General features: G+C 55.8%; 24 protein-coding genes. 17 read left to right on the top strand and 7 right to left on the bottom strand.

The genetic code is table 11. From position 1 onward, the window contains the following. Positions 1-52 precede the first annotated feature (52 nt). On the top strand, positions 53-676 hold the full coding sequence (locus ACWKXT_RS07830) for a helix-turn-helix domain-containing protein (protein WP_454532103.1): 624 nt from the start codon (positions 53-55) through the stop codon (positions 674-676). A gap of 2 nt (positions 677-678) precedes the next feature. On the opposite strand, the gene ampH is transcribed toward ACWKXT_RS07830, so the two are convergent. Further along, complete coding sequence (ampH, locus tag ACWKXT_RS07825) at positions 679-1,839, bottom strand: D-alanyl-D-alanine-carboxypeptidase/endopeptidase AmpH (protein ID WP_346807568.1); 1,161 nt, start codon at positions 1,837-1,839, stop codon at positions 679-681. Between the two features lie 204 nt (positions 1,840-2,043). Here ampH and ACWKXT_RS07820 point away from each other — a divergent pair, with 204 nt between their 5' ends. The 3 genes from ACWKXT_RS07820 (at position 2,044) to ACWKXT_RS07810 (ending at position 5,025) form a co-directional block, all read left to right on the top strand. Beyond that, the gene (locus tag ACWKXT_RS07820) at positions 2,044-2,577 is read left to right on the top strand and encodes an isochorismatase family protein (RefSeq protein ID WP_454528077.1); all 534 of its coding nucleotides are present in this window, start codon (positions 2,044-2,046) and stop codon (positions 2,575-2,577) included. Between the two features lie 115 nt (positions 2,578-2,692). Further along, positions 2,693-3,913, top strand: coding sequence for a peptide antibiotic transporter SbmA (gene sbmA / locus ACWKXT_RS07815; protein WP_454528076.1), 1,221 nt, complete (start codon positions 2,693-2,695; stop codon positions 3,911-3,913). A 14-nt stretch (positions 3,914-3,927) separates the two neighbouring features. Further along, a complete protein-coding gene (locus ACWKXT_RS07810; RefSeq protein WP_454532102.1) occupies positions 3,928-5,025 on the top strand; it encodes a DUF1615 domain-containing protein in 1,098 nt (365 codons plus the stop codon). Here the strand turns inward: ACWKXT_RS07810 and ACWKXT_RS07805 are convergent. Next, entirely contained in the window at positions 5,022-5,321 is a 300-nt protein-coding gene (locus ACWKXT_RS07805) for a DUF2755 family protein (protein WP_080328096.1), read from the bottom strand. The two genes, ACWKXT_RS07810 and ACWKXT_RS07805, sit on opposite strands and share 4 nt — an antisense overlap. Before the next feature lie 249 nt (positions 5,322-5,570). Between ACWKXT_RS07805 and ACWKXT_RS07800 the strand changes: the two genes are divergently transcribed. Beyond that, positions 5,571-5,801 carry a DUF2754 domain-containing protein gene (locus tag ACWKXT_RS07800; RefSeq protein ID WP_454528073.1) on the top strand — a complete coding sequence of 77 codons (231 nt, stop codon included), beginning with the start codon at positions 5,571-5,573 and terminating at the stop codon, positions 5,799-5,801. Here ACWKXT_RS07800 and ddlA read toward each other — a convergent pair. After that, the gene (ddlA, locus tag ACWKXT_RS07795; protein WP_454532101.1) at positions 5,798-6,898 is read right to left on the bottom strand and encodes a D-alanine--D-alanine ligase; all 1,101 of its coding nucleotides are present in this window, start codon (positions 6,896-6,898) and stop codon (positions 5,798-5,800) included. The genes ACWKXT_RS07800 and ddlA overlap by 4 nt on opposite strands. Positions 6,899-7,001: 103 nt before the next feature. Here ddlA and ACWKXT_RS07790 point away from each other — a divergent pair, with 103 nt between their 5' ends. From ACWKXT_RS07790 to adrA, 5 genes are all read left to right on the top strand, one after another. Next, the gene (locus ACWKXT_RS07790) at positions 7,002-7,685 is read left to right on the top strand and encodes an extensin-like domain-containing protein (RefSeq protein WP_454532100.1); all 684 of its coding nucleotides are present in this window, start codon (positions 7,002-7,004) and stop codon (positions 7,683-7,685) included. A 168-nt stretch (positions 7,686-7,853) separates the two neighbouring features. Next, positions 7,854-9,068 (top strand): multidrug efflux MFS transporter, encoded by a 1,215-nt coding sequence (locus ACWKXT_RS07785; protein WP_454528070.1) that lies wholly within the window; start codon positions 7,854-7,856, stop codon positions 9,066-9,068. A gap of 211 nt (positions 9,069-9,279) precedes the next feature. Further along, the gene (gene iraP, locus ACWKXT_RS07780) at positions 9,280-9,540 is read left to right on the top strand and encodes an anti-adapter protein IraP (protein ID WP_454528069.1); all 261 of its coding nucleotides are present in this window, start codon (positions 9,280-9,282) and stop codon (positions 9,538-9,540) included. A gap of 286 nt (positions 9,541-9,826) precedes the next feature. Beyond that, positions 9,827-10,147 carry a phosphate starvation-inducible protein PsiF gene (gene psiF / locus ACWKXT_RS07775; RefSeq protein ID WP_454528068.1) on the top strand — a complete coding sequence of 107 codons (321 nt, stop codon included), beginning with the start codon at positions 9,827-9,829 and terminating at the stop codon, positions 10,145-10,147. A 102-nt stretch (positions 10,148-10,249) separates the two neighbouring features. Continuing rightward, entirely contained in the window at positions 10,250-11,353 is a 1,104-nt protein-coding gene (adrA, locus tag ACWKXT_RS07770) for a diguanylate cyclase AdrA (protein WP_454528067.1), read from the top strand. A 14-nt stretch (positions 11,354-11,367) separates the two neighbouring features. On the opposite strand, the gene proC is transcribed toward adrA, so the two are convergent. Further along, on the bottom strand, positions 11,368-12,177 hold the full coding sequence (proC, locus tag ACWKXT_RS07765; protein ID WP_454532099.1) for a pyrroline-5-carboxylate reductase: 810 nt from the start codon (positions 12,175-12,177) through the stop codon (positions 11,368-11,370). 97 nt (positions 12,178-12,274) lie between these two features. Here proC and ACWKXT_RS07760 point away from each other — a divergent pair, with 97 nt between their 5' ends. From ACWKXT_RS07760 to ppnP, 5 genes are all read left to right on the top strand, one after another. Then, entirely contained in the window at positions 12,275-12,733 is a 459-nt protein-coding gene (locus tag ACWKXT_RS07760; protein WP_262747736.1) for a YaiI/YqxD family protein, read from the top strand. 144 nt (positions 12,734-12,877) lie between these two features. Beyond that, positions 12,878-13,402, top strand: coding sequence for a shikimate kinase AroL (gene aroL, locus ACWKXT_RS07755; RefSeq protein WP_454528065.1), 525 nt, complete (start codon positions 12,878-12,880; stop codon positions 13,400-13,402). Positions 13,403-13,446: 44 nt separating this feature from the next. Then, positions 13,447-13,638, top strand: coding sequence for a protein YaiA (gene yaiA, locus ACWKXT_RS07750; RefSeq protein WP_013095817.1), 192 nt, complete (start codon positions 13,447-13,449; stop codon positions 13,636-13,638). A gap of 237 nt (positions 13,639-13,875) precedes the next feature. Next, on the top strand, positions 13,876-14,553 hold the full coding sequence (locus ACWKXT_RS07745) for an AroM family protein (protein ID WP_454528063.1): 678 nt from the start codon (positions 13,876-13,878) through the stop codon (positions 14,551-14,553). Positions 14,554-14,624: 71 nt separating this feature from the next. Then, the gene (gene ppnP, locus ACWKXT_RS07740; protein ID WP_045328300.1) at positions 14,625-14,912 is read left to right on the top strand and encodes a pyrimidine/purine nucleoside phosphorylase; all 288 of its coding nucleotides are present in this window, start codon (positions 14,625-14,627) and stop codon (positions 14,910-14,912) included. A gap of 46 nt (positions 14,913-14,958) precedes the next feature. Here the strand turns inward: ppnP and rdgC are convergent, their stop codons facing one another. After that, on the bottom strand, positions 14,959-15,873 hold the full coding sequence (rdgC, locus tag ACWKXT_RS07735) for a recombination-associated protein RdgC (RefSeq protein WP_014882739.1): 915 nt from the start codon (positions 15,871-15,873) through the stop codon (positions 14,959-14,961). A 123-nt stretch (positions 15,874-15,996) separates the two neighbouring features. On the opposite strand from rdgC, the gene mak reads away from it, so the two are divergent. Next, the gene (gene mak / locus ACWKXT_RS07730; protein WP_045259882.1) at positions 15,997-16,902 is read left to right on the top strand and encodes a fructokinase; all 906 of its coding nucleotides are present in this window, start codon (positions 15,997-15,999) and stop codon (positions 16,900-16,902) included. A 98-nt stretch (positions 16,903-17,000) separates the two neighbouring features. On the opposite strand, the gene sbcC is transcribed toward mak, so the two are convergent. After that, positions 17,001-20,132, bottom strand: a complete 3,132-nt coding sequence (gene sbcC, locus ACWKXT_RS07725; RefSeq protein ID WP_454532098.1) for an exonuclease subunit SbcC — start codon at positions 20,130-20,132, stop codon at positions 17,001-17,003. Beyond that, positions 20,129-21,334, bottom strand: a complete 1,206-nt coding sequence (gene sbcD / locus ACWKXT_RS07720) for an exonuclease subunit SbcD (protein ID WP_454532097.1) — start codon at positions 21,332-21,334, stop codon at positions 20,129-20,131. The genes sbcC and sbcD overlap by 4 nt, the downstream gene beginning before the upstream one ends. A 187-nt stretch (positions 21,335-21,521) precedes the next feature. On the opposite strand from sbcD, the gene phoB reads away from it, so the two are divergent. Beyond that, positions 21,522-22,211 (top strand): phosphate response regulator transcription factor PhoB, encoded by a 690-nt coding sequence (gene phoB / locus ACWKXT_RS07715; protein WP_003859122.1) that lies wholly within the window; start codon positions 21,522-21,524, stop codon positions 22,209-22,211. Positions 22,212-22,222: the final 11 nt, after the last annotated feature.

The following is a 22,222-nucleotide window of genomic DNA, read 5'->3' as shown; positions in this document are numbered from 1 at the left end:
TTATTCATAAAAGCAATATTGAACCGACAAATACGGATGTCTTGAGGTCTGCATGAATGTTAATGCGAAACCACTGTCTGAATTAAGCCGGCTCGAACAGTGTCTAAAATCAGCCAGTACCCCTTTTAAATCTGCCCCACAACAATTAATTACATCTGGTGAGTGTCATGAACCCCGCACGACCATATTACAAACCGGTATAATCGAAATCTATCGTCATTCCGATGCACTGCTTGTGGGTATCGCGAAAGCCCCTTTTATTTTTGGGCTGTCCACAGTAATGATTAATCACTCTCAGGAATATAAAGTGATAGCCAAAACATCCTGCACGGGTTTTTATTTGCCCACTGAAACCACCCGTCAACTTATACAACAGAACGCGTTATGGAAAGAGGCTTTCGGTTGGTTATCCTGGATAAATTACATACTTGAGAAACGTGATATGCAGCTGGTGGGAAATAATTCCTATCATCAGATCCGCGCCATGCTGCTGAATATGGCTGAGTGGGATGAAACGCTGCGCTCAAAAATTGGTGTGATGAATCATATTCAACAAAGTACACGTATTTCGCGTTCAGTTGTTGCTGAGGTTCTCGCTGCTCTGCGGCAAGGTAACTACATCAATATGAGTCGGGGCAAGCTGGTCAGCATCAACCGCTTGCCCACGGAATATTAAGATCAATTAGACGCGGTAAGCACCTGGGCTTTGTTGGCGCTCAGCTCGGCCACCAGGTTATTAATACCATCACTCATATTAACGAAACGCGTGTGTGGAGAACGGGTAACCACCACAAACGCGCCCACGTTGGACTGCGGGATCATCGCCATATAGGTAATGAACCCGCCGCCACCGCCAGTTTTCTGAATAATGCCTGGACGGCCATTTTTCGGTGCCATATAAACCCATCCCAGGCCGAGCGCGTCGGCTTTACCCGGCACGTCCATCCCAATGACGCGTTGCAGCTGGCCGCGCTGATAAATCAGGGTCTGCATACGATCGGCCTGGCTGCTGCGCGCGTAGAAATCTGAAGAGAGGAACTGCTGCATCCAGCGCATCATGTCACCTGGGGTGGAGTAGACCCCGCCGCTGCCCACGGCCGCCAGCGTGTTGTTACACGGGCTTGCGCCTTTCTCCGCCACCATCAGGCGTCGACACTGATCTGGTGACGGGGTAAAGGTGGTGTCTTTCATACCCAGCGGACGCGTAATCTGCTCTTCAAACAGCTGAGGGTAAGGTTTGCCCGCTGCCGCGGAGAGGGCATCTGCCAGCAGGTCAAACGCCAGGTTTGAGTAAGAAGCCTGCGAACCCGGGGCGGTTTTCAGCGTGGCGGTACTCAGGTAATTCCACCGCTGTTGCCGAGTAGGCCAGACGAAAACATCGCGGTGTGCTGCGCCGCCCGGCTGCTCGCGCGGCAGAGCGCTGGTGTGCGTGGCGAGGTTCACAAGGCGAATTGGCGTACCCTGGTACGTCGGCACGCGGGCACCCGGAGGTGCGTATTTGCTGAGCGGATCGTCGAGCTTCACCACGCCCTGGTCGAGCAGCTTCACCAGCATTTCGCTGGTCATCAGCTTGGTTAAGGACGCGATGCGAACAACGGAATCCAGCTGCGGGTGAACGTTATTGCCTGGACGCGTTTCGCCAAAGCTGCGGAAAACGCGCTGGTTGCCGTCGATGACCACCATTGCCATCCCGGTCGCGCCGCTGCCGTAATAGATAAGGTTCGCGTAGCGATCGGCGATATCTGAAGCTAAAACGGGTGCCGTCAGCGGCTGGGCTGCCTGGGCGGTAGAAAAGCTCACCGCACACAGCGCGGCAAAAGAGAGCAGACAACGTTTCAACGAAAAGCATCCATGAAGTGAATGAGGGAAGTAATGGGTATTTATACTACTAATCGGCACCGTGCAATGCCCCGAATGACATAACGATAGCGAGAAAAACGTAACCATGGGTAAATATGAACAATTTCCCTGCGAGCGCTCTCACATTTTGTGACATCAGGCTTATGATAGATGCCAGTGTCACTCAATCTTACGGAGAACGGTATGTCTGAGAAGCGTGTGGTAATGGTGGTTGATATGCAGAACGGAGTATTTGAAACGCCTCGTCATCAGCGAGAAAAGTGCGTTTCTCTTATCAACCAGCTTACGCAGGCAGCCGACACGGTGATTTTTATTCAGCATACCGAAGCCGGGGGGCTGGAAGAGGGGAGTGAAGGGTTTGCGCTGCTGGCTGAACTCCATCAACCCACAGGCGCGCTGTACGTGACCAAGACCGCCTGTGATGCTTTTTACAATACCACGCTTGAGGCGCTGTTACGCGAGCAGGGCATTCGCGAGTTTGTCATCTGCGGCTGCGCCACCGATTACTGTGTCGACGCGACAATCAAAAACGGCGTCAGCCGGGGTTACCACATTACCGTAGCAGAGGATGCCCATACCACCGCCAATCGCCCGGCTGCTGAAGCGCAGATTCTGATTCACCACCACAACGACGTCTGGCGAAACTTCATTGCGCCAGCGAACCCTCTCGCGGTGAAACGCACCGAAACAATTCTCGAAAACTGGAAAGCGAACTAATAATCAACCCACGGGTCTGACCTTTTTGCCCGAGCCGGGAGACCGGCTCTGGCAGGGTATTCGTGTGGTAATGTGTTGAGCACAGCAACAACCATAACAACAAGAAGGAAGCATCATGTTTAAGTCTTTTTTCCCAAAGCCGGGGCCTTTTTTCCTGTCGGCATTTATTTGGGCACTGATTGCAGTCGTATTCTGGCTGGCGGGTGGCGGTGCATGGCTGGCACGCATCGTGGGGGCGACAGGCGAGGTGCCGATTAGCGCGGCGCGCTTCTGGTCGTTCAGCTATCTGCTGTTTTATGCCTACTACACGCTGTGCGTCGGGCTGTTTGCGCTGTTCTGGTTTAATTATTCCCCTCATCGCTGGCAGACGTGGTCCATTCTGGGAACGTCGCTGATTATTTTTGTCACCTGGTTTCTGGTCGAAGTGAGCGTAGCCATTAACGCGTGGTATGCCCCGTTTTACGATCTCATCCAGAAAGCGCTGAGCGCCCCTAACAGGGTGCCAATCGGCGAGCTTTACGCTCAGTTGAAAATTTTTATGGGTATCGCGATGATCGCTGTCACCGTGGCGGTGCTGAATAATTTCTTCGTCAGCCATTACGTCTTCCGCTGGCGTACGGCGATGAACGAATTCTACATGACGCACTGGGAGCGTTTGCGTCATATTGAAGGTGCTGCTCAGCGTGTTCAGGAAGACACCATGCGTTTCGCGTCAACGCTTGAGGATATGGGCGTCAGCCTGCTTAATGCCATCCTGAAACTGTTTGCGTTCTTACCGATTCTGGTCGCGCTTTCTCCCCATATTTCAGCATTGCCGATTGTCGGACATTTACCGTACGGCCTGCTCATCCCGGCGCTGGTCTGGTCGCTTATGGGCACAGGCCTGCTTGCCGTCGTCGGGATTAAGCTGCCGGGCTTAGAGTTTAAGAATCAGCGTGTTGAAGCGGCCTATCGTAAGGAACTGGTCTACGGAGAGGACGACCCAACGCGCGCAGCGCCCCCGACGATAAAAGAGCTGTTCCGTAACGTCCGTTTCAACTATTTCAGGCTCTATTTCCATTACATGTACTTTAATATTGCCCGTATTTTCTATCTGCAGGTCGATACGGTTTTTGGACTATTCCTGTTGTTCCCGTCTATTGTTGCGGGAACAATCACGCTGGGCTTACTGACCCAGATTACGAACGTGTTCGATCAGGTCAGAAACTCTTTCCAGTATCTGATCAACTCCTGGACCACGCTCGTGGAGTTGATGTCCATCTACAAACGTCTGCGCAGCTTTGAGCATGAGCTGGACGATCGTGACCTGCAGGAAGTCACCAACACATTTAGCTAATACAGGGAGTTGCTATGTCTTTTGCCGTACCGCGCGCGTTACCGTTGTCCTTGCTGGCCGCCCTCGTCCTGGCGGGCTGTGCCGAAAAAGGGGCTGCTCCGCTTAAAAAGGGCGAGAAGCCCGTGGATGTGGCGAGCGTTGTGCGGCAAAAAATGCCCGCCAGCGTGAAGGATCGCAATGCGTGGGCGGATGCGCTGGCAAAAACCTTTGAAAGCCAGAAGATCGCCCCAACCGAGGAGAATATCTGCTCGGTGCTGGCGGTGGCGCAGCAGGAGTCGATGTACCAGTCCGACCCGGTGGTGCCGGGTCTCAACAAAATTGCCTGGAAAGAGATCGACCGCCGTGCGGAATCGATGCATATCCCGGTGTTTCTCGTGCACACCGCGCTGAAAATCACCTCGCCAAACGGCAAAAGCTACAGCGAAAGGCTGGATACGGTGAAAACCGAAAAACAGCTTAGCGCCATCTTTGATGATTTCATTAACATGGTGCCGATGGGGCAAAAACTGTTTGGCTCACTGAATCCGGTTCACACCGGTGGCCCGATGCAGGTGAGCATTGCGTTTGCCGAGAAGCATACCGACGGCTACCCGTGGAACATCGACGGTACGGTGCGTCAGGAGGTCTTCTCCCTGCGTGGCGGACTGTGGTTCGGCACCCGGCATCTGCTGAATTATCCGGCGAACTACAGCGAGCCGCTGTACCGCTTTGCCGACTTTAACGCGGGCTGGTATGCCAGCCGTAACGCGGCGTTTCAGAGCGCGGTTAGCCGCGCAAGCGGCGTCAAGCTGGCGCTGGACGGCGATCTCATCGCCTACGGCAGCAGCGAGGCGGGAAGCACCGAGCGGGCGATCCGGAAATTATCGACAGCGCTTGATATGAGCAACAGCGACATTCGCCGTCAGCTTGAGAAAGGCGATAGCCTGACATTTGAGAAAACGGATCTGTACAAGAAAGTGTTTGCGCTTGCAGAGAAGAAGAGCGGGAAAACGTTACCGAGGGCTATCCTGCCGGGTATTCAGCTGGAAAGCCCGAAGATCACGCGTAACCTGACCACAGCCTGGTTCGCAAAACGCGTGGACGATCGCCGGGCTCGCTGTATGGGGCTTTAATGACGACGGCGCAGGCGCAGCACTAACGCGACGACGCCCAGAATCATACAACCCGCGAGGAAGGGGATCAGACCGAACAGGGTGCTGACGCCAAACCCGATTTCAACTCGCGGGCGTCCGTTATCCTGCACCTGCATCAGGTGTTCATAAACGCCAGGCGCATGTACCAGCATATTGAGCAACTGGGAGCCTGCCCAGAAGCAGAACAGGACAAACAGGGCATACGCGATATTACCCGCCGTGGAGGTTTTTGGTTTGCCGCCAAAAATCGGTTTCGACAATGTAAAGTCAGCCATGTTGACCTCCCGTGGTATCACTCTGTTTTAATACGCGTCTTACGGGGTGAGTTTGACAGGTCATCGCATTTGTCAATATCAGAATCGTGGTAATTTACGCTCAGGAATTCTCCTGGATTGTTGATTTCTGCATCACGTCACAATTTATTAACTTAAGTGAAACATCGTCGCATTTCAGAATTTCCGCATCTGCCACAGACCTGGCGGTAAAACTGTGAGAGGATGTGTTTTTTTCCTGCCGGAGTTGTTATGAAGCTCACGTCCAAACTTCGCCGTGACTGGCACTACTACGCTTTTGCTATTGGCCTGATTTTTATTCTTAACGGCGTCGTGGGGCTGTTGGGGTTTGAGGCAAAAGGCTGGCAAACTTATGCCGTGGGTCTGGTGACCTGGGCGATCGGTTTCTGGCTGGCAGGGTTGATTATCCGCCGTCGTCCTGAAGAGACGACAGCGGAGGAGACGGCTAAAGGCGCCGATTAACCGTTAACGGAACTTTTCAGGGCGCTGTCGGCGGCATGACGCTCCAGCGCCAGCTCGATCAGGCGGGTGATCAGCTCAGAGTAGCCAAGCCCGCTGGCCTGCCACAGTTTTGGATACATGCTGATATTGGTGAAACCCGGCAGCGTGTTGATTTCATTGATCACCACCTCGTTCTCCGGCGTCAGGAACACATCCACGCGTGCCATGCCGCTGCAGCCGAGCGTCTGATAAGCCTGAATGGCGATCGCCCGGATCTTATCGTTGATGGCCGGATCGATATCCGCAGGAACAACAACCTGGGCGCCTTTATCATCAATGTATTTGGTGTCGTACGAGTAGAAGTCGCTGTTTAAGACCACTTCACCGCAGGTGCTGGCCTGTGGGAAATCATTGCCCAGCACCGCGCACTCAATTTCGCGGCCTTTGATCCCCTGCTCAACCACCACTTTATGATCGAACGCAAACGCCAGACGGACGGCTTCCGCAAACTGTGCTTCGGTGGTGACTTTGCTGACGCCAACGGAGGAGCCCTGGTTGGCTGGCTTCACAAACAGCGGCAGGCCTAACTCAGCGCTAACCTGCGCGAAGCTGTGCTTGTCGCGGTTGGCGCGGGTGAGCGTCACGAACGGCGCGACATTCAGCCCGGCATCCCGCAGCAGGCGTTTGGTGACGTCTTTGTCCATGCAGGCGGCGGAGCCCAGCACGTCCGAGCCCACGAACGGCAGGTTGGCCATGCGTAGCATCCCCTGCAGGGAACCGTCTTCGCCGAGGGTGCCGTGAACGATGGGGAAGACCACGTCAATCTGGGCGAGAGCCTGCGCATTGCCGGCGTCGATGAGCTGTCCTTGAACGACGCCGGGTACGGTGGCGACGCTAATTTCCGAAGGATTAAGGGCAATGTGTGCCGGATCGTTGGCATTCAGCAGATACTGGCTGGCATCGTTAACATGCCACTGGCCCTGTTTATCAATGCCCAGCAGCACCACGTCAAAACGGCTTTTATCGATCGCATCGACAATATTTTTAGCCGATTGCAATGAAACCTCGTGCTCCGCTGATTTTCCCCCAAAGACAATACCTACGCGCTGCTTTGCCATCTCACTCTCTTCCAGTCTGACGAAAAGCCAATAACATACCACGATGCCCTGCGGGTTTCGCGGCCTTCTGCCATAATGTTTTGGGGAACAGTGAGGGGGGAGAGTGAAAGGAAAAACGTTGCTGACCGTTTTCATCCTTGGGGCAATCGCAACGGCGGGCTACCGCTGGCTGCCGTCACACTACAACCCTTTCACGCCGCTGTCTCTGGACGACCCGCCAGGCCGCATTACCCAGTATAAGCTGCGGCGCTTAACGCCCGACGCCTGCGTGAACCTGCTGGCGCGGGCTAATCAAAGAAATCTTATCCGCACGCAGCCGGTCGCGGACAGCGGCGGAGAGTGTCCACTGAGCAACGTCGTCCGCGTCCGTGACTTCGGCCCCGTCAGCCTGAACGGCAGTTTTCTTGCCAGCTGCCCCCTGGCGCTCGGCTCTGCGCTGTTTGTCAGCCAGCAGGCCCGGCCGCTAACCAAACGCTTCACGGGAAGTGAACTGACGCGCATTGAGCACCTCGGCAGCTTTGCCTGTCGCAATATCTACCACCGGCCTGACGCGCGGCGCAGCGAGCATGCGACGGCAGAAGCCCTGGATATCGTTGCTTTCCGTCTGGCGAACGGGGAGCGCGTTACGGTACTGAACGGCTGGAGATCGGCAAAAACGCAGCCTTGGCTGAAAGCCATACTGGCGGCAAGCTGCGGCTACTACGGGAACGGTCTGGGGCCGGAGTATAACGCGGCGCATGCCAACCATTTCCATCTGGGTATGCGCGGTTTCGGGCTCTGCCGCTGAAGCATAATATTCCGCCAGAAAATGGATGGTTTGTGACTTATTTCACAAATATGATGACTGGGAAGATAAAACACCAAAGTCAGCGAGGGCGCATCTCTGGTGCGACGTCAACACCGGTAACTTGCTAATCTGACGGCGAATTCGCCTAAAAATGAAGACTATTTCTTTATGGAATCCTGGAAAGTTAATCTTATCTCGGTCTGGTTCGGCTGCTTCTTCACCGGGCTTGCCATCAGCCAGATCCTGCCGTTCCTGCCACTGTACGTGTCACAGCTGGGGGTCACCTCCCACGAAGCGCTCTCCATGTGGTCCGGCCTGACGTTCAGCGTCACGTTTCTGGTCTCCGCCATTGTGTCACCGATGTGGGGCAGCCTGGCCGACAGAAAAGGGCGTAAGCTGATGCTGCTGCGCGCCTCGCTCGGGATGGCGATAGCCATTCTCCTGCAGGCCTTCGCCACTAACGTCTGGCAGCTGTTTTTCCTGCGTGCGGTGATGGGGCTGACATCCGGGTATATTCCTAACGCCATGGCGCTGGTCGCCTCGCAGGTGCCGCGCGAGCGCAGCGGATGGGCGCTGAGCACGCTCTCCACCGCTCAGATAAGCGGTGTCATCGGCGGTCCGCTGCTGGGGGGCTTTCTGGCGGACCACGTCGGTCTGCGCGCGGTGTTCATCATCACCGCGATCCTGCTGGTGGTAAGTTTTCTGGTGACGCTCTTTCTTATTAAAGAAGGAGGCCGACCGGTCATCAGTAAATCTGAGCGCCTGAGCGGCAAGGCCGTTTTCGCCTCGCTGCCTTACCCGGGGCTGATGATTAGCCTGTTTGTCACCACCATGGTGATCCAGCTCTGTAACGGCTCGGTCGGCCCGATTCTGGCGCTATTTATTAAGTCGATGGAGCCAGACAGCAATAATATCGCCTTCCTCAGCGGTATGATTGCCGCCGTACCGGGCGTCTCCGCGCTGATCTCTGCGCCGCGTCTGGGAAAACTGGGCGACAGGATCGGCACGGCGCGTATCCTGATGGCGACGCTGATTTTTGCGGTCGTGCTCTTTTTCGCTATGTCTTTTGTCACTTCTCCGCTCCAGCTCGGCGTGCTGCGCTTTTTACTCGGCTTTGCGGATGGCGCCATGCTGCCCGCGGTCCAGACGCTGCTGGTCAAATATTCCAGCGATCAGGTCACGGGGCGTATTTTTGGATATAACCAGTCGTTTATGTATTTAGGCAACGTTGCCGGTCCGCTTATTGGCGCATCCGTTTCTGCAATGGCCGGCTTTCGTTGGGTATTTGCTGCAACGGCGATTGTAGTATTGATAAATGTTATCCAGCTGGCTATTGCCCTGCGTCGTCGCAGGCAATTAGCGGAGGCGAAATCGGCGAAATAACCGTTTCTCAGATGTATTATATATTCTTATGGTAGCCGCATTTTTATATAACAAAATGCGGCTTTTTTTTATAGAAAAACGTTTCGCTGAAAATACCGCGCAGCCTAATTTGGCAGTGGTGTCACTTTTGCATAAGATAATACTTTTCTCCACTTTGCATATTTCATTTCGGATGTTAATTTCAGAGGAAATCCCATAAGGAAATAGCACGATGAAAAATCTCATTGCTGAGTTGCTGGTCAAGCTTGCACAAAAGGAAGAGGAGTCAAAAGAGCTGGTCGCCCAGGTTGAGGCGCTGGAGATCGTCGTCACGGCGCTGCTGCGACAGATGGAAAAACCGGATCAGGAGGCGCTGATCGACAACGTCGAAGGTGCGCTGGAAAAGGCTCGCCCCGATTCACAGGTTCCTGCCGAAGATGCGGAATTGCTGCAGCAATACGTAAAGAAGCTGTTGAGGCATCCGCGCAGCTAAGCCGTCAGGGAACGTAACGACGTGTCATAGAATTGTCATGCAGGATGCCTGGAGTCGCTCTGTTTTATTTTTAAGTATTTGTACATGGAGAAAATAAATCGAAACAGAGCGCACTTTTCATTGCATTTCTTTCCCTGTTTATTACCCACGCCATTTATGCCGATACCGCCAATACTCCCGTTCTGGATTTAAAATGATAAATTCCTGGGGAAAATCACATCTGCCGGGTGGTTTTTTTCCTGCCACGGACCAGACTTACAGGGAATGTTCACAAAAGGATGGTGCAATGAAAACAACATTACTGGTTACTCTGCTCTCCGGCCTGTTCCTGATCTCCTCGGCGAACGCGGAAGAAAAAACGTTAACGCCGCAACAGCAACGTATGACCACCTGTAATCAACAGGCGGCGTCACAGAGTCTGAAAGGCGACGCCCGTAAGACCTACATGAGCGACTGCCTGAAAAACGGCGCCGCGAAACCGGCGGAAAAAAGCCTGACGCCGCAGCAGCAAAAGATGCGCGAGTGTAATGCCAAAGCGACCGAACAATCCCTTAAGGGAGACGATCGCAGCAAGTTCATGAGTGCCTGCCTGAAGAAAAAAGTGTAGTTCAAACGGGTGAGTGGCTCCGGCGGCTCACCCGAAATTTCATACTTTCCCCGCAGACCCCCTCTCTATAATTTGGGAAAATGTTTCAGAATATTCCCAAAAATGATGAGTGATGACATTTATTACACCCAAAAGCGCATTCGGGAAGAGTGGAGTTTAACCCTTTCTCAGGATGACCCTCACCGTACCGGCATCCAGTTTGCCAGGCGAGTTCGGCTGGCGCGCGTTGTCGGGCTGGCGGCGATGTTTTTCCCCGTTGCGGGTATTCTGGTCACCCATTTTTTACCCGGCGGCTGGTGGTTGTTACTGGTGGGATGGGCATTCGTCTGGCCCCATTTTGCCTGGCAGCTCGCCTGCCGCGCCACGTCACCTCATCAGCAGGAAATTTTTAACCTCAAGGTGGATGCCGTTATCGCCGGGGTCTGGATCGGCGTGATGGGGATGTATGTATTACCCGCGGCGGCGCTGGTGATGATGGTGGGGATGAACATGATGGGGTCCGGCGGCTGCCGCCTTTTTATTGCGGGGATCGTGCTCACCTTGCTTACCGCGCTGCTTACGTTACCGCTTGCTGGTAGCGTGGCGCCCTTTAATCCGGGGGCGCTGGAGTGGGGCTTAACCCTTCCCGTCCTTATGTTTTATCCCACGCTCTTTGCCTGGCTCAGCCACCGCACGGCCATCAGGCTGGCGGAACATAAGCGGAGGCTGGAAATGATGAGCACCCGCGACGGTATGACCGGGGTCTTCAATCGACGGCACTGGGAAGTGCTGCTGCGCAATGAGTTTGAGCACTGTCGCCGTAACCACTGCACCGCCACGATATTGCTGATTGATATCGACCACTTTAAAAACATAAACGATACCTGGGGCCACGACGTGGGCGACCAGGCGATCGTTGCCATTACGCGCCAGCTTCAAATGTCGGTGCGCGCAGGGGATGCAATAGGCCGATTTGGCGGGGATGAGTTTGCGGTGATCATGTCGCAGACCGCGGCGGAAAGCGCCATCGCCGTCATGTCCCGGGTTCACGCGCGGCTGGAAACGCTGTCGCTGCCCTGCGCGCCGAAAGAGACGCTACGCATAAGCGTCGGCGTGGCACCCTGGGGGCCACAGTTTGTGCATTATCGGGAATGGCTGAAAGCGGCTGACGTGGCGCTGTACAAGGCGAAAAATGCCGGGCGAGGCCGCACCGAAGTGGCCGCCTGACGCCCGACTCTCCATCAGGATTTACTCAGCTTTTCTGATTTTTCCATGCATTTTGCCATCGCTTCGATAACCGCAGAACGGAACCCGCGTTCTTCCAGCACCCGCACCGCTTCGATGGTCGTACCGCCAGGAGAGCAGACCATATCCTTCAGTTCACCCGGGTGTTTACCGGTTTCAAGTACCATTTTGGCGGAGCCCATCACTGCCTGCGCGGCAAATTTATACGCCTGCGCGCGCGGCATGCCGCCAAGCACGGCGGCGTCCGCCATCGCTTCTAAAAACATGAAGACGTACGCCGGGGCTGAACCGCTCACCCCGACCACCGGATGGATCATGGATTCGGCAATGACTTCCGCCTCACCGAAGCAGCGGAAAATGTTCAGCACGTCCGCCACCTCTTCTGAGGTCACCAGCGCGTTAGGGGTGACGGAGGTCATGCCGGCGTTGACCAGTGAAGGCGTATTGGGCATTGCACGGACGATTTTACGGTCGTGGCCCAGCGCCCGCGCCAGTTGATCGAGCGTGACGCCAGCGGCAATCGACACAACCAGCGTCTCTTTGTTCAGGCTCGAAGTGATATCGCTTAATACTTTGATCATGATGTTCGGCTTAACGGCGCCAAAGACGATATCGGCAACCTGGGCCACCTCCTGCGCGCTTTCGGCGGCGTTGACCCCGTATTGATCGCGCAAGGCGGCGACGTTATCCGGTGACGGGGTATAGACCCAAATCTGACCCGGCAGAACCTGTCCGCTGGCGATCAGGCCGCCCAGGATGGCTTTGCCCATGTTACCGCAGCCGATAAACCCGATTTTCTTATCCATCACGATTCTCCGTCATTATGCGTTGTTTTCTCTGATTGATAGCTTAACAACGAAATGCAGGCGACAATAGTCGGCAGAGTCATTATGGGGAGACAACATGGCGATTTGGGTTGATGCGGACGCGTGTCCGAATGTGATTAAAGAGATTTTATTCCGCGCCGCCGAGCGCGTTCAGATGCCGCTGACGCTGGTGGCGAACCAGAATATTCGCGTACCGCCATCGCGGTTCATCCGTTCTTTGCGCGTGCCAGCCGGGTTCGACGTGGCGGATAACGAAATTGTGCGTCTGTGCAGCGCAGAAGACCTGGTGATCACGGCGGATATTCCCCTGGCGGCGGAAGTGCTGGAGAAAGGGGCAGCGGCGCTCAACCCGCGCGGTGAACGTTACTCGCCTTCAACCATTCGTGAAAAACTCACTATGCGCGATTTTATGGATACGCTGCGGGCCAGCGGCGTGCAGACCGGTGGACCGGACAGCCTCTCCCAGCGCGATCGTCAGCAGTTTGCTGCCGAGCTGGATAAATGGCTGCTGGAAGTGAAGCGCCGCACAGCGTAATGATAATTATTGTCAATTTGTGGTACAGTGTGGCCTCCACAGGGTTGTCATCCCGTACCGCTTTGCAGTAAAGTAATCGACACATCTTCTGCAATTATTTCTTTACACTCTTCAGCCATCCGGCATCAAGGGGAACACCTGGCTATGACCCAACCCATCTTTTTAGTTGGCCCCCGCGGCTGTGGGAAAACCACCGTTGGCCTTGAACTGGCACGCGCGTGTCATCGTCAGTTTGTCGACACCGATCACTGGCTGCAAACCGAGGCTGGCAAAACCATCGCGGAGATAGTCGAGCAAGAGGGATGGGAGAGCTTTCGCGCACGCGAAACGGCTGCGCTGAAAGCGGTCACCACGCCGTCAGCCGTCATTGCGACGGGGGGAGGCATTGTCCTGGCCGAGTGTAATCGTCACTTTATGCGCGAGAAAGGCATTGTGATTTATCTCTGCGCGCCGGTGGCGGCTCTGGTAGGGCGTCTTGAGGCCTTCCCGGAAGAGGGGCAACGCCCGGCGCTGACCTCCAGACCGCTCAGCGAAGAGGTGAGCGAAGTGCTGGCCGAGCGCGATGTACTGTACCGTGAAGCGGCACACCATGTCGTGGATGCCTCTGCTGCCCCGGAAGAAGTGGTAATTCAGATTATTACCGCCCTGCGTCTGGCCTGCGCCAGCTAACCGCCGTCTATACTGATAGCTCAGACATAAAAAAAGGATGAGCTATGCCAACCAGACCTCCCTATCCGCGCGAAGCACGTATTGTTACCGTTGAAAAAGGCAATGGCGACCAGACCGTCACCTGGTATCAGCTGCGTGCCGATCACCCCAAACCGGACTCGCTGATCAGTGAACATGAGACTGAACAGGAAGCGCTGGATGCCAAACGGCGCTACGAAGATCCCGATAAGTCGTAGTTGTTTTCCTAAACGCTCCAATACCGTGCCTGAATCACACTTTTTACTCATCGCTAATGTTAAGCAGGAGTTAATATTTAGTTATTACAGGTAGCTCCGTTTCCGGCAGGTGATCTTTACATTTCGGGACAGAGATCACCTGCTACGCTTGGTGCTGTTTTGTTGAAAAAACGAACTGTGCAGCGTAGTGAGCCTGTACCTGTGTACACGTTTTTGTAGTGATGGAAGGCAAAAAAGATGAAGGCAACGTTGGCGATCCTCACCATTGGTGTGGTCCCTGTAAGCGAAGTATTACCGCTCTTAACCGAGCATATATCTGAACAACAGATCACGCATCTCAGCCTGTTGGGTAAGATGAGTCGGGAAGAGGTCATGGAAGACTACGCTGTTGAGGCGGGGGAGGATCCCCTGGCGACGTTATTAAGTGACGGTAAACTGGCGCATGTTTCACGACAGAAAATAGAGCGTTCGCTGCAGGCAGTTATAGAAGTACTCGATAATCAGCAATATGACGTTATTTTGCTGATGAGCACCGCCCCCATTAAGGGGCTCATCGCGCGTAACGCGATTTTGCTTGAGCCGATGCGAATCATTCCGCCGCTGGTGGCCTCCATTGTTGACGGGCATCAGGTGGGGGTGATTGTGCCCATTGAGGAGCTCATGGACAACCAGGAAGCGAAATGGCATGTGCTTGAAAAAACGCCTCTGTACGCGCTGGCAAACCCCTTCTGGGACAGCGAGGCTAAACTCATTGCTGCCGGGAAGGAGCTGCTGGAAAGAGGGGCAGATGTGTTGATTCTGGACTGTCTGGGGTTCCACCAGCATCACCGCGATTTATTGCAAAAGGCGCTGGACGTGCCGGTGCTGTTATCTAACGTTCTGATGGCTCGCCTGGCATCAGAGCTTCTGACGTAATGATTTTGCGTGACAGGTGATGAGCATGGCCCCTATAGTGAATTTTTATCTCTGAATATAAGGGCCAGTTCATGCTTCAAAGTAACGAATACTTTTCCGGTAAAGTGAAATCCATTGGTTTTACCAGCAGCAGCACTGGCCGCGCCAGTGTGGGCGTCATGGCTGAAGGCGAATACACCTTTGGCACGGCTGAAGCGGAAGAGATGACGGTGGTCAGCGGCGCGCTGAACGTCTTACTGCCGGGTGAAACGGAATGGAAAGTTTACGCTGCCGGGGAAGTTTTCAACGTTCCTGGCCACAGCGAATTTCATCTGCAGGTTGCAGAACCTACCTCTTATCTGTGCCGCTATCTGAAATGATTTTTTCCCCTCTCCCCTATGGGGAGAGGGTTAGGGTGAGGGGAAATTATCTCTGCGCTTCGCCGCCGAGACCTTCCACCAGATTCTGAATTAACGCGGCCAGTTCGCCGGTCATCAGGATAAAGTCCGCATCAAAGCGCTGGGCGTAATCTTCTCTGTCGATATCTTCGTTTTGATCGCGCAGCTCATCGCAGAACTTCAGACGCTTCACGGAGCCGTCGTCGCACATCACGAACTGAATACGCTGCTGCCAGTCGAGCGCCAGTTTAGTGACCACTTTACCCGCTTCGATGTGTACGGCGATCTCGTCGCTCACCAGATCCTGCTTCTTCGCGCGGATCACGCCACCGTCTTCCAGCAGGGCTTTTAACTCGGCTTCGTCCAGGATCTGGAAACCTTGCGCCGCGGTACCGCTGCGGACCCACTCGGTCAGGGTCAGCTCAATCGGCGTTTCAAGCGCCAGCGGAACGACTGGTAAAGAGCCGATGCTTTTGCGCAGCAGGGCCAGCGTATCTTCTGCTTTCTTGGCGCTGGCGCAGTCCACCATGATCAGCCCGTTAACGGTATCGATCCACATCATCGTCTGGCTGAAGCGGCTAAAGGCACGCGGCAGCAGAGAGTGCAGCACTTCATCTTTCAGCGAGTCTTTTTCGGTTTTTTTCAGCTTGCGGCCCTGTTCGGCTTCCAGCTTGAAAATTTTTGCTTCAAGCGCCTGCTTAACCACCGGGGTGGGCAGTATTTTCTCTTCTTTACGGGCGCAGACGATGATTTGACCCGTGCTGCTGGCGTGGGTCAGTGCATCGCTTTGTGAACCCATTGGGGGAACCCAACCGGTTTTCGCCATATCCTGGCTACCGCAAGGGGAAAAGCTATAAGCGGCTAACTGTTTTTCCATCTCTTCTGCGCGCAGCGAAACGTCGCGGCTGAGACGGTAAACCATCAAATTTTTGAACCACAGCATGATAATTTCCACGGCCTTGTCGTTAAATCAGCGGGCATGATAACGAATTGTCGCATCGCTTGCATTGCTAATCGGGAAGCGTGCTTCTACTCTGTTGATAATCAAAATAATGAGGAGAGTCTTGTGCGTATTGGGATTGATTTGGGCGGCACCAAAACAGAAGTTATCGCACTGAGCGAGCAGGGGGAACAGCTGTTCCGTCACCGTCTGCCTACGCCGCGTGATGACTATCACCAGACGATCGAGACGATTGCCCGGCTGGTCGACATGGCCGAGCAGGCTACGGGCGAGAGGGGCACGGTCGGGATGGGGATCCCCGGCTCTATTTCGCCCTATACTGGCGTGGTGAAAAACGCCAACTCCACCTGGCTCAACGGTCAGCCGTTTGATAAGGATTTGAGCCAGCGTCTGAACCGGGAAGTGCGTCTGGCGAATGATGCTAACTGCCTGGCGGTCTCTGAGGCCGTTGATGGTGCAGCCGCAGGAGCGCAGACCGTCTTTGCGGTGATTATCGGTACCGGCTGCGGCGCGGGCGTGGCTTTTGGTGGACGTTCACATATTGGCGGCAATGGCACGGCGGGCGAGTGGGGACACAATCCGCTGCCGTGGATGGATGAAGATGAACTCAAATACCGTGCCGAGGTGCCGTGCTATTGCGGAAAACAAGGCTGTATCGAGACGTTTATCTCCGGCACCGGTTTTGCGACCGACTACCACCGCCTGAGCGGCCAGCCGCTCAAGGGGAACGAAATTATGCGTCTGGTGGAAGAACAGGATCCGGTGGCCGAACTGGCGCTCAGCCGCTACGAAATGCGTCTGGCGAAATCGCTGGCGCACGTGGTGAATATTCTTGACCCGGACGTGATTGTGCTGGGCGGCGGCATGAGCAACGTTGACCGGCTGTACGCCACGGTGCCAAATCTGGTGAAACAGTGGGTCTTCGGCGGCGAGTGCGAAACCCCGATCCGTAAAGCCGTCCACGGTGACTCCAGCGGCGTTCGCGGCGCGGCGTGGCTGTGGCCGGAATAAACGCAAAACAGCAACGTAAGTTGCTGTTTTTAATGTTTGTACCCTCTCCCCGTGGGAGAGGGTCAGGGTGAGGGCACCAGACCGCACCATTCCACCATTCACCCTACCGCAAATTCCCTGTCCAGCCTGCTATACCCCAGCCCGTTGATTTTCTTCACCTTGATCTGCACCGGAATACGCTCTTTCATCGCCTCTACGTGGCTGATCACGCCAATGGTTTTCCCGGTAGCGTTCAGCGCGTCGAGCGCATCCAGCGCGGTATCCAGCGTTTCGCTGTCCAGCGTGCCGAACCCTTCGTCCAGGAACAGGGAATCGATCCGCGTCTTGTGGCTGACTAAATCAGACAGCGCTAAGGCGAGCGCCAGGCTGACCAGGAAGCTCTCACCCCCGGAGAGCGTGCGGGTATCGCGCACCGCGTCCGCCTGCCAGGTGTCGACCACTTCCAGTTCCAGCGCGTCGCTGGCTTTGCGCTGTAGCAGATAGCGTCCGTGCAGGCGGTTAAGCTGCTGGTTAGCGAGCCAGACCAGATTATCCAGCGTCAGCCCTTGAGCGAACTTACGGAACTTATCGCCGGTGCTGGAGCCGATAAGCGCGTTCAGATACCCCCAGTCGTCTGCCTGGCGACCGGCCTCTTCAATTTGCTGCATTAACGCCTGCTGGCGCTGACGGTTATCGCTGTCCTGCTTAAGCTGCTGGCGGATCTCGCCCTGATGCGTGGTGTTCTCACGAAGCCGTAGCGCCAGCTGCTGCAGCTGGCTTTGCAGGGTTGCGGCATCGGTGTCGAGCGCTTCCGGCCGCATCGCCAGATGCGCCTGAAGCTGCTGGCTGGCCTGGCCGGAGAGGGCCGTGGTCTGCTGTATCTGATTTTCCAGCGACTGTTTCAGCTGTTCGAGGTGGCGGATAGCGTCGTCATCCAGCAGGGCGGCAAGAAACGCCTCCCGATCGGCAAAACAGCTTGCTGAGAGCGCGGCAGTGAACTGCGTCTGCGACTGTTGCAGGCGTTCTCGCTCCAGGGCTTCCTGCTGCTGCTGGGCGGTAAGCTGGCTCTGCAGCGACACGCATTCATCATGGATTTCACGCCAGCTATCGGGAATGGCCGGTTCGGCTTCTTCCTCGCTCGTTGCCGGAAGCGTATCGAGCAACGGCTTCAGGGCGTTCACGCGTTCCTGAAGCACGCCGTGCTGCGTTTGTTTCTCCTGCCACTGTGCAAATTCCGCTTCGCGGGCGTGCAGCCAGGCGGCTTCATTACCGTCTTCAGGTACGTTAAGCGATAGCGCGAGGAGGGGGTGTTCCAGCGCCTGGCGCGCGGTCGCCAGCTGTTGCTGATACTGGCGTTCCTGCATTTCCTGTTCGTTGAGCTGGTTTTGCAGAGTCTGGCGCTGGCTGAGCTGATAAAGCTGGCGCTCGTACTGTTCCTGCTCGTTCATCCAGGGCGCGATATCATCCTGAATCGCCAGCGTGACGTTCAGGGACGCGCAGGTCTCCTGCCACTCTTTAGTGAGCGCTTGCTCTTCCTGAGCCAGGGTCTGCGCTTCGTCCGTCTCGCGCTGGATCTGCTGAGCCAGGGCATTGACCTGTCCCAGCACCAGCAGGCCTTCTTCTTTTAGCGCGGCAACCTCTTTTTCCAGCGCATCACGCCGGCGCTGGTTATCCGTCAGTTCAAGCGACTGGTATTGCTCAACGGCGGGATGCTCGCTGGAGCCGCACAGCGGACAGGGTTTGCCTGCCTCAAGCTGGGAACGATAATTCTCCAGATCTTTAATCGTCGCTTCACGTTCACACAGCGCTTTCAGGTCCAGATAGTGCTGGTGTTTCTCTTTGTACTGCTGGCGGCGTAGCGTCAGCGTTTCATTGAGCTTACTCTGCTCCGCCTGCGCTTTTTGCACGCTTTCACTGCTCTGGCGCAGGCGCTTTTGCAGGGGATGATAGCGGGCATGCAGCGACGTCAGCCGCTGGCGCAGCGTGCGTGACCGGGACTGCTGTTCCATTGCCTCGCTGACCTCATCCGCCGTCAACGTCAGCGTAATGTCCGGCATTGCAGCCAGCTTGTTTCGTAGCTCAGCAATCCGCGCAGCAAGCGCGGCGAGCTGACTTTTATCACGGTTTAGCTGCGAGAACTGGGCGCGCCAGCCGGCAATCTCCTGGCCCAGCAGGCGATGACGATCGTGCTCCGCCAGCCACTGCGCCAGCGCCGTCAGTTCGGCCTGTAGCCGCTCGTGGGTTCGCAGTGCGGTCGTACGAATTCGCCCGCGCAGCGCGGTTTTGGCTTGTAAGCGAGTATTTACTTCAATAATTCGCTGCTGGGTTTGCGCCAGACGTGAGGTTTGTTCCTGCAGGTGCTCCCACAGCGGACGCAGCTGGGCGGCGGGCTGGGCAAGCTGGAGCTTTGCCAGCTCAGGCGCTGCGTCCGTCAGCGCCTGCTGCGCCTGCTGCTGCAACGCAGCAACGCGCTGTTGCTCGTGCGCAAGCTCGTCATGACGCGTAAGCCACTGAAAATCTTTCTGTTGGCTCTGCTGTCGCGCCAGCAGGGTTTTCTCTTCGTCAGTAAGTGCCTGCAAACTTTCCTGCAACTGCTGCTGTTGCTCTTCACTCAACAGCACAACGCCCGCCGCCTGCGCCTCGCACTTTTCCAGCACGCTGCGGGCGGCTTTATGTTTTTCAAACACCATGGCGGAAATCTGGCCGTAGATCTCGGTGCCGGTGAGCTCTTCCAGCAGCTCCGCGCGATCGCTCGGTTTGGCATTCAGGAAGGCGGCAAACTGTCCCTGCGAGAGCAGCATCGAGCGGGTAAAACGGCCGTAGTCCAGCCCGGTGAGCGCCGCGGTTTGTTCCAGTTTATCTGAGACCTTATCGGCAAGGATTTTGCCATCTTCGCAGCTGGCCAGCTCCACGCGCGGCGCCTGGAGATTCCCGTCCGGCTGGTTGCGCGCCCGGTTCTGGCTCCAGAAGGCGCGGTAGGCGACGCCTTTCACCTCAAACTCTACCTCCGCCAGGCATTCGGCGGTGTCGCGCGTCATCAGATCGTTCTGCGCCTGCGAGACCTTATTCAGACGCGGGGTTTCGTGGTAGAGCGCCAGACAGATGGCATCGAGCAGGGTGGTTTTACCCGCGCCGGTCGCGCCGGTGATGGCAAACAGGCCGTTGCTGGCAAACGGCTCGGCGGTGAAGTCAATTTTCCACTCGCCCTTGAGGGAGTTGAGGTTTTTCAGACGCAGGCTCAGAATTTTCATGCGTTTTCTTCCTCGTCAGTGAGCGCATGCAGGGTATGGCTGAACAGCTCGTTGAGCCGGGCCCGCTTCGCATCATCGATCTCTTCCTGCGACAGGCGGCGCTCGAACACCTCTTCTACGCGCAGTTCGCTGAGCGTTTCACGCTGGGCGCCGAGCAGAATTTTCTCGCGCTGCTCGCGGCTGCGGCGCACCAGCAGCACCTCTACCGGCAAATCTTCGGTGAGTGCCTGAATTTTTCGCTGCATGTCATGCAGATAGTCATCGGTGGTGATTTCAATATCCAGCCAGATCGGCGGATCGCGCTCTGCGCCGCGCCACTGCTCAAGCTGTTGCGTAATCGCGGCAAGATCGCCTTTTAACACCGCCAGCGGCTGGGTGACCGGCACCTCCAGCGTCTCGACGGCGCTGAGTTTGCCCTCGGAGAAGCTCACCAGATGGACGGATTTGGCTTTACCCGTCTCGTCAAAGCTGAGCGAAACAGGCGAGCCGCAGTAGCGGATATGCTCGCAGCCGCCGATGACCTGTGCCCGGTGAATGTGTCCGAGCGCAATGTAGTCGGCAGGCGGGAAGTTTTGCGCAGGAAAGGCGTCCAGCGTACCGATATAGATCTCGCGGACCGCGTCACTTTTACTGGCCCCGACGGTGGTGAGGTGCCCGGTCGCAATCACGGGGATGGCCTGTTCACCGCGCAGGGCGCAGGCTTCCGCGTACTGCTGGTGATAATAGTCGGTGATGGCCTGTAATAAATGCTGCTGCTTTTCCGCACCCGACAGCCCCGCCTGGCTTTGCACGATGTCGCGCGGACGTAAAAATGGAATGGGGCACAGCACCGCCCCCGGCGTGCCGTCGCGTTTATTCAGGATCTGCGGGGCGTGCCCGGCGCTGGCCACCACGGTGGTATTGAGAAACGCCAGGATATCGCGGGACTCATTCAGCGTGGCGACGGAGTCATGGTTCCCGGCGACAATCACCAGATGGCACCCGGTCTGCTGCAGGTTCACCACAAAACGGTTGTATAATTCACGCGCGTAGCTCGGCGGCGAACCGGTATCGAAAATGTCACCCGCCACAATAATGGCATCTACCTCGTGCGCCTGTGCCGTTTCCAGCAGCCACTTCAGGAACGCTTCATGTTCAGCCGCACGGCTTTTGCTGTAAAAGTTTTGACCCAGGTGCCAGTCCGAGGTGTGAAGTATGCGCATAGGAGATCCGTGGCGAAAAAAGATGCGGACGATTATAAACTCTCAGGGAAAGGAAAATAACCGCTGTAATAAAACAACAGTTTGCCATTTATAGTGGTACTGTTTTTCATAAATCTGTCATAAATCTGACGCATAATGACGCCGCATTACAAACTTGTAACTTAAATAAGATAAGACAGGGCAAAGTATGGCGAGACGTATTCTGGTCGTAGAAGATGAAGCTCCAATTCGTGAAATGGTGTGCTTCGTGCTCGAACAAAATGGCTTTCAGCCGGTTGAAGCGGAAGATTATGACAGCGCGGTGAACCAGCTGAATGAACCCTGGCCCGATCTGATTCTGCTTGACTGGATGTTGCCCGGCGGCTCCGGACTGCAGTTTATCAAACACATTAAGCGTGAGGCGATGACCCGCGATATCCCGGTTGTCATGCTTACGGCGCGCGGTGAAGAAGAGGATCGCGTGCGCGGTCTGGAGACCGGCGCGGACGATTACATCACCAAGCCTTTCTCCCCGAAAGAGCTGGTGGCGCGTATCAAAGCCGTGATGCGCCGCATCTCGCCGATGGCAGTTGAAGAGGTGATTGAGATGCAGGGCCTCAGCCTTGATCCAACGTCACACCGCGTCATGACCGGCGAAAATCCCCTCGATATGGGGCCTACCGAATTTAAACTCCTGCACTTCTTTATGACTCACCCGGAACGCGTTTACAGCCGCGAGCAGTTGCTGAATAACGTCTGGGGAACTAACGTGTATGTCGAAGACCGGACGGTTGACGTCCATATCCGCCGCCTGCGAAAAGCGCTGGAACTGAGCGGCCACGATCGCATGGTGCAGACGGTCCGCGGCACGGGTTATCGTTTTTCTACCCGTTTCTGAACAATGACAGG

This window comes from Enterobacter sp. UPMP701 (assembly GCF_053709515.1).
Note: the sequence above shows the minus strand (reverse complement) of the source record. Positions and strands in the feature narration are given on the sequence as shown.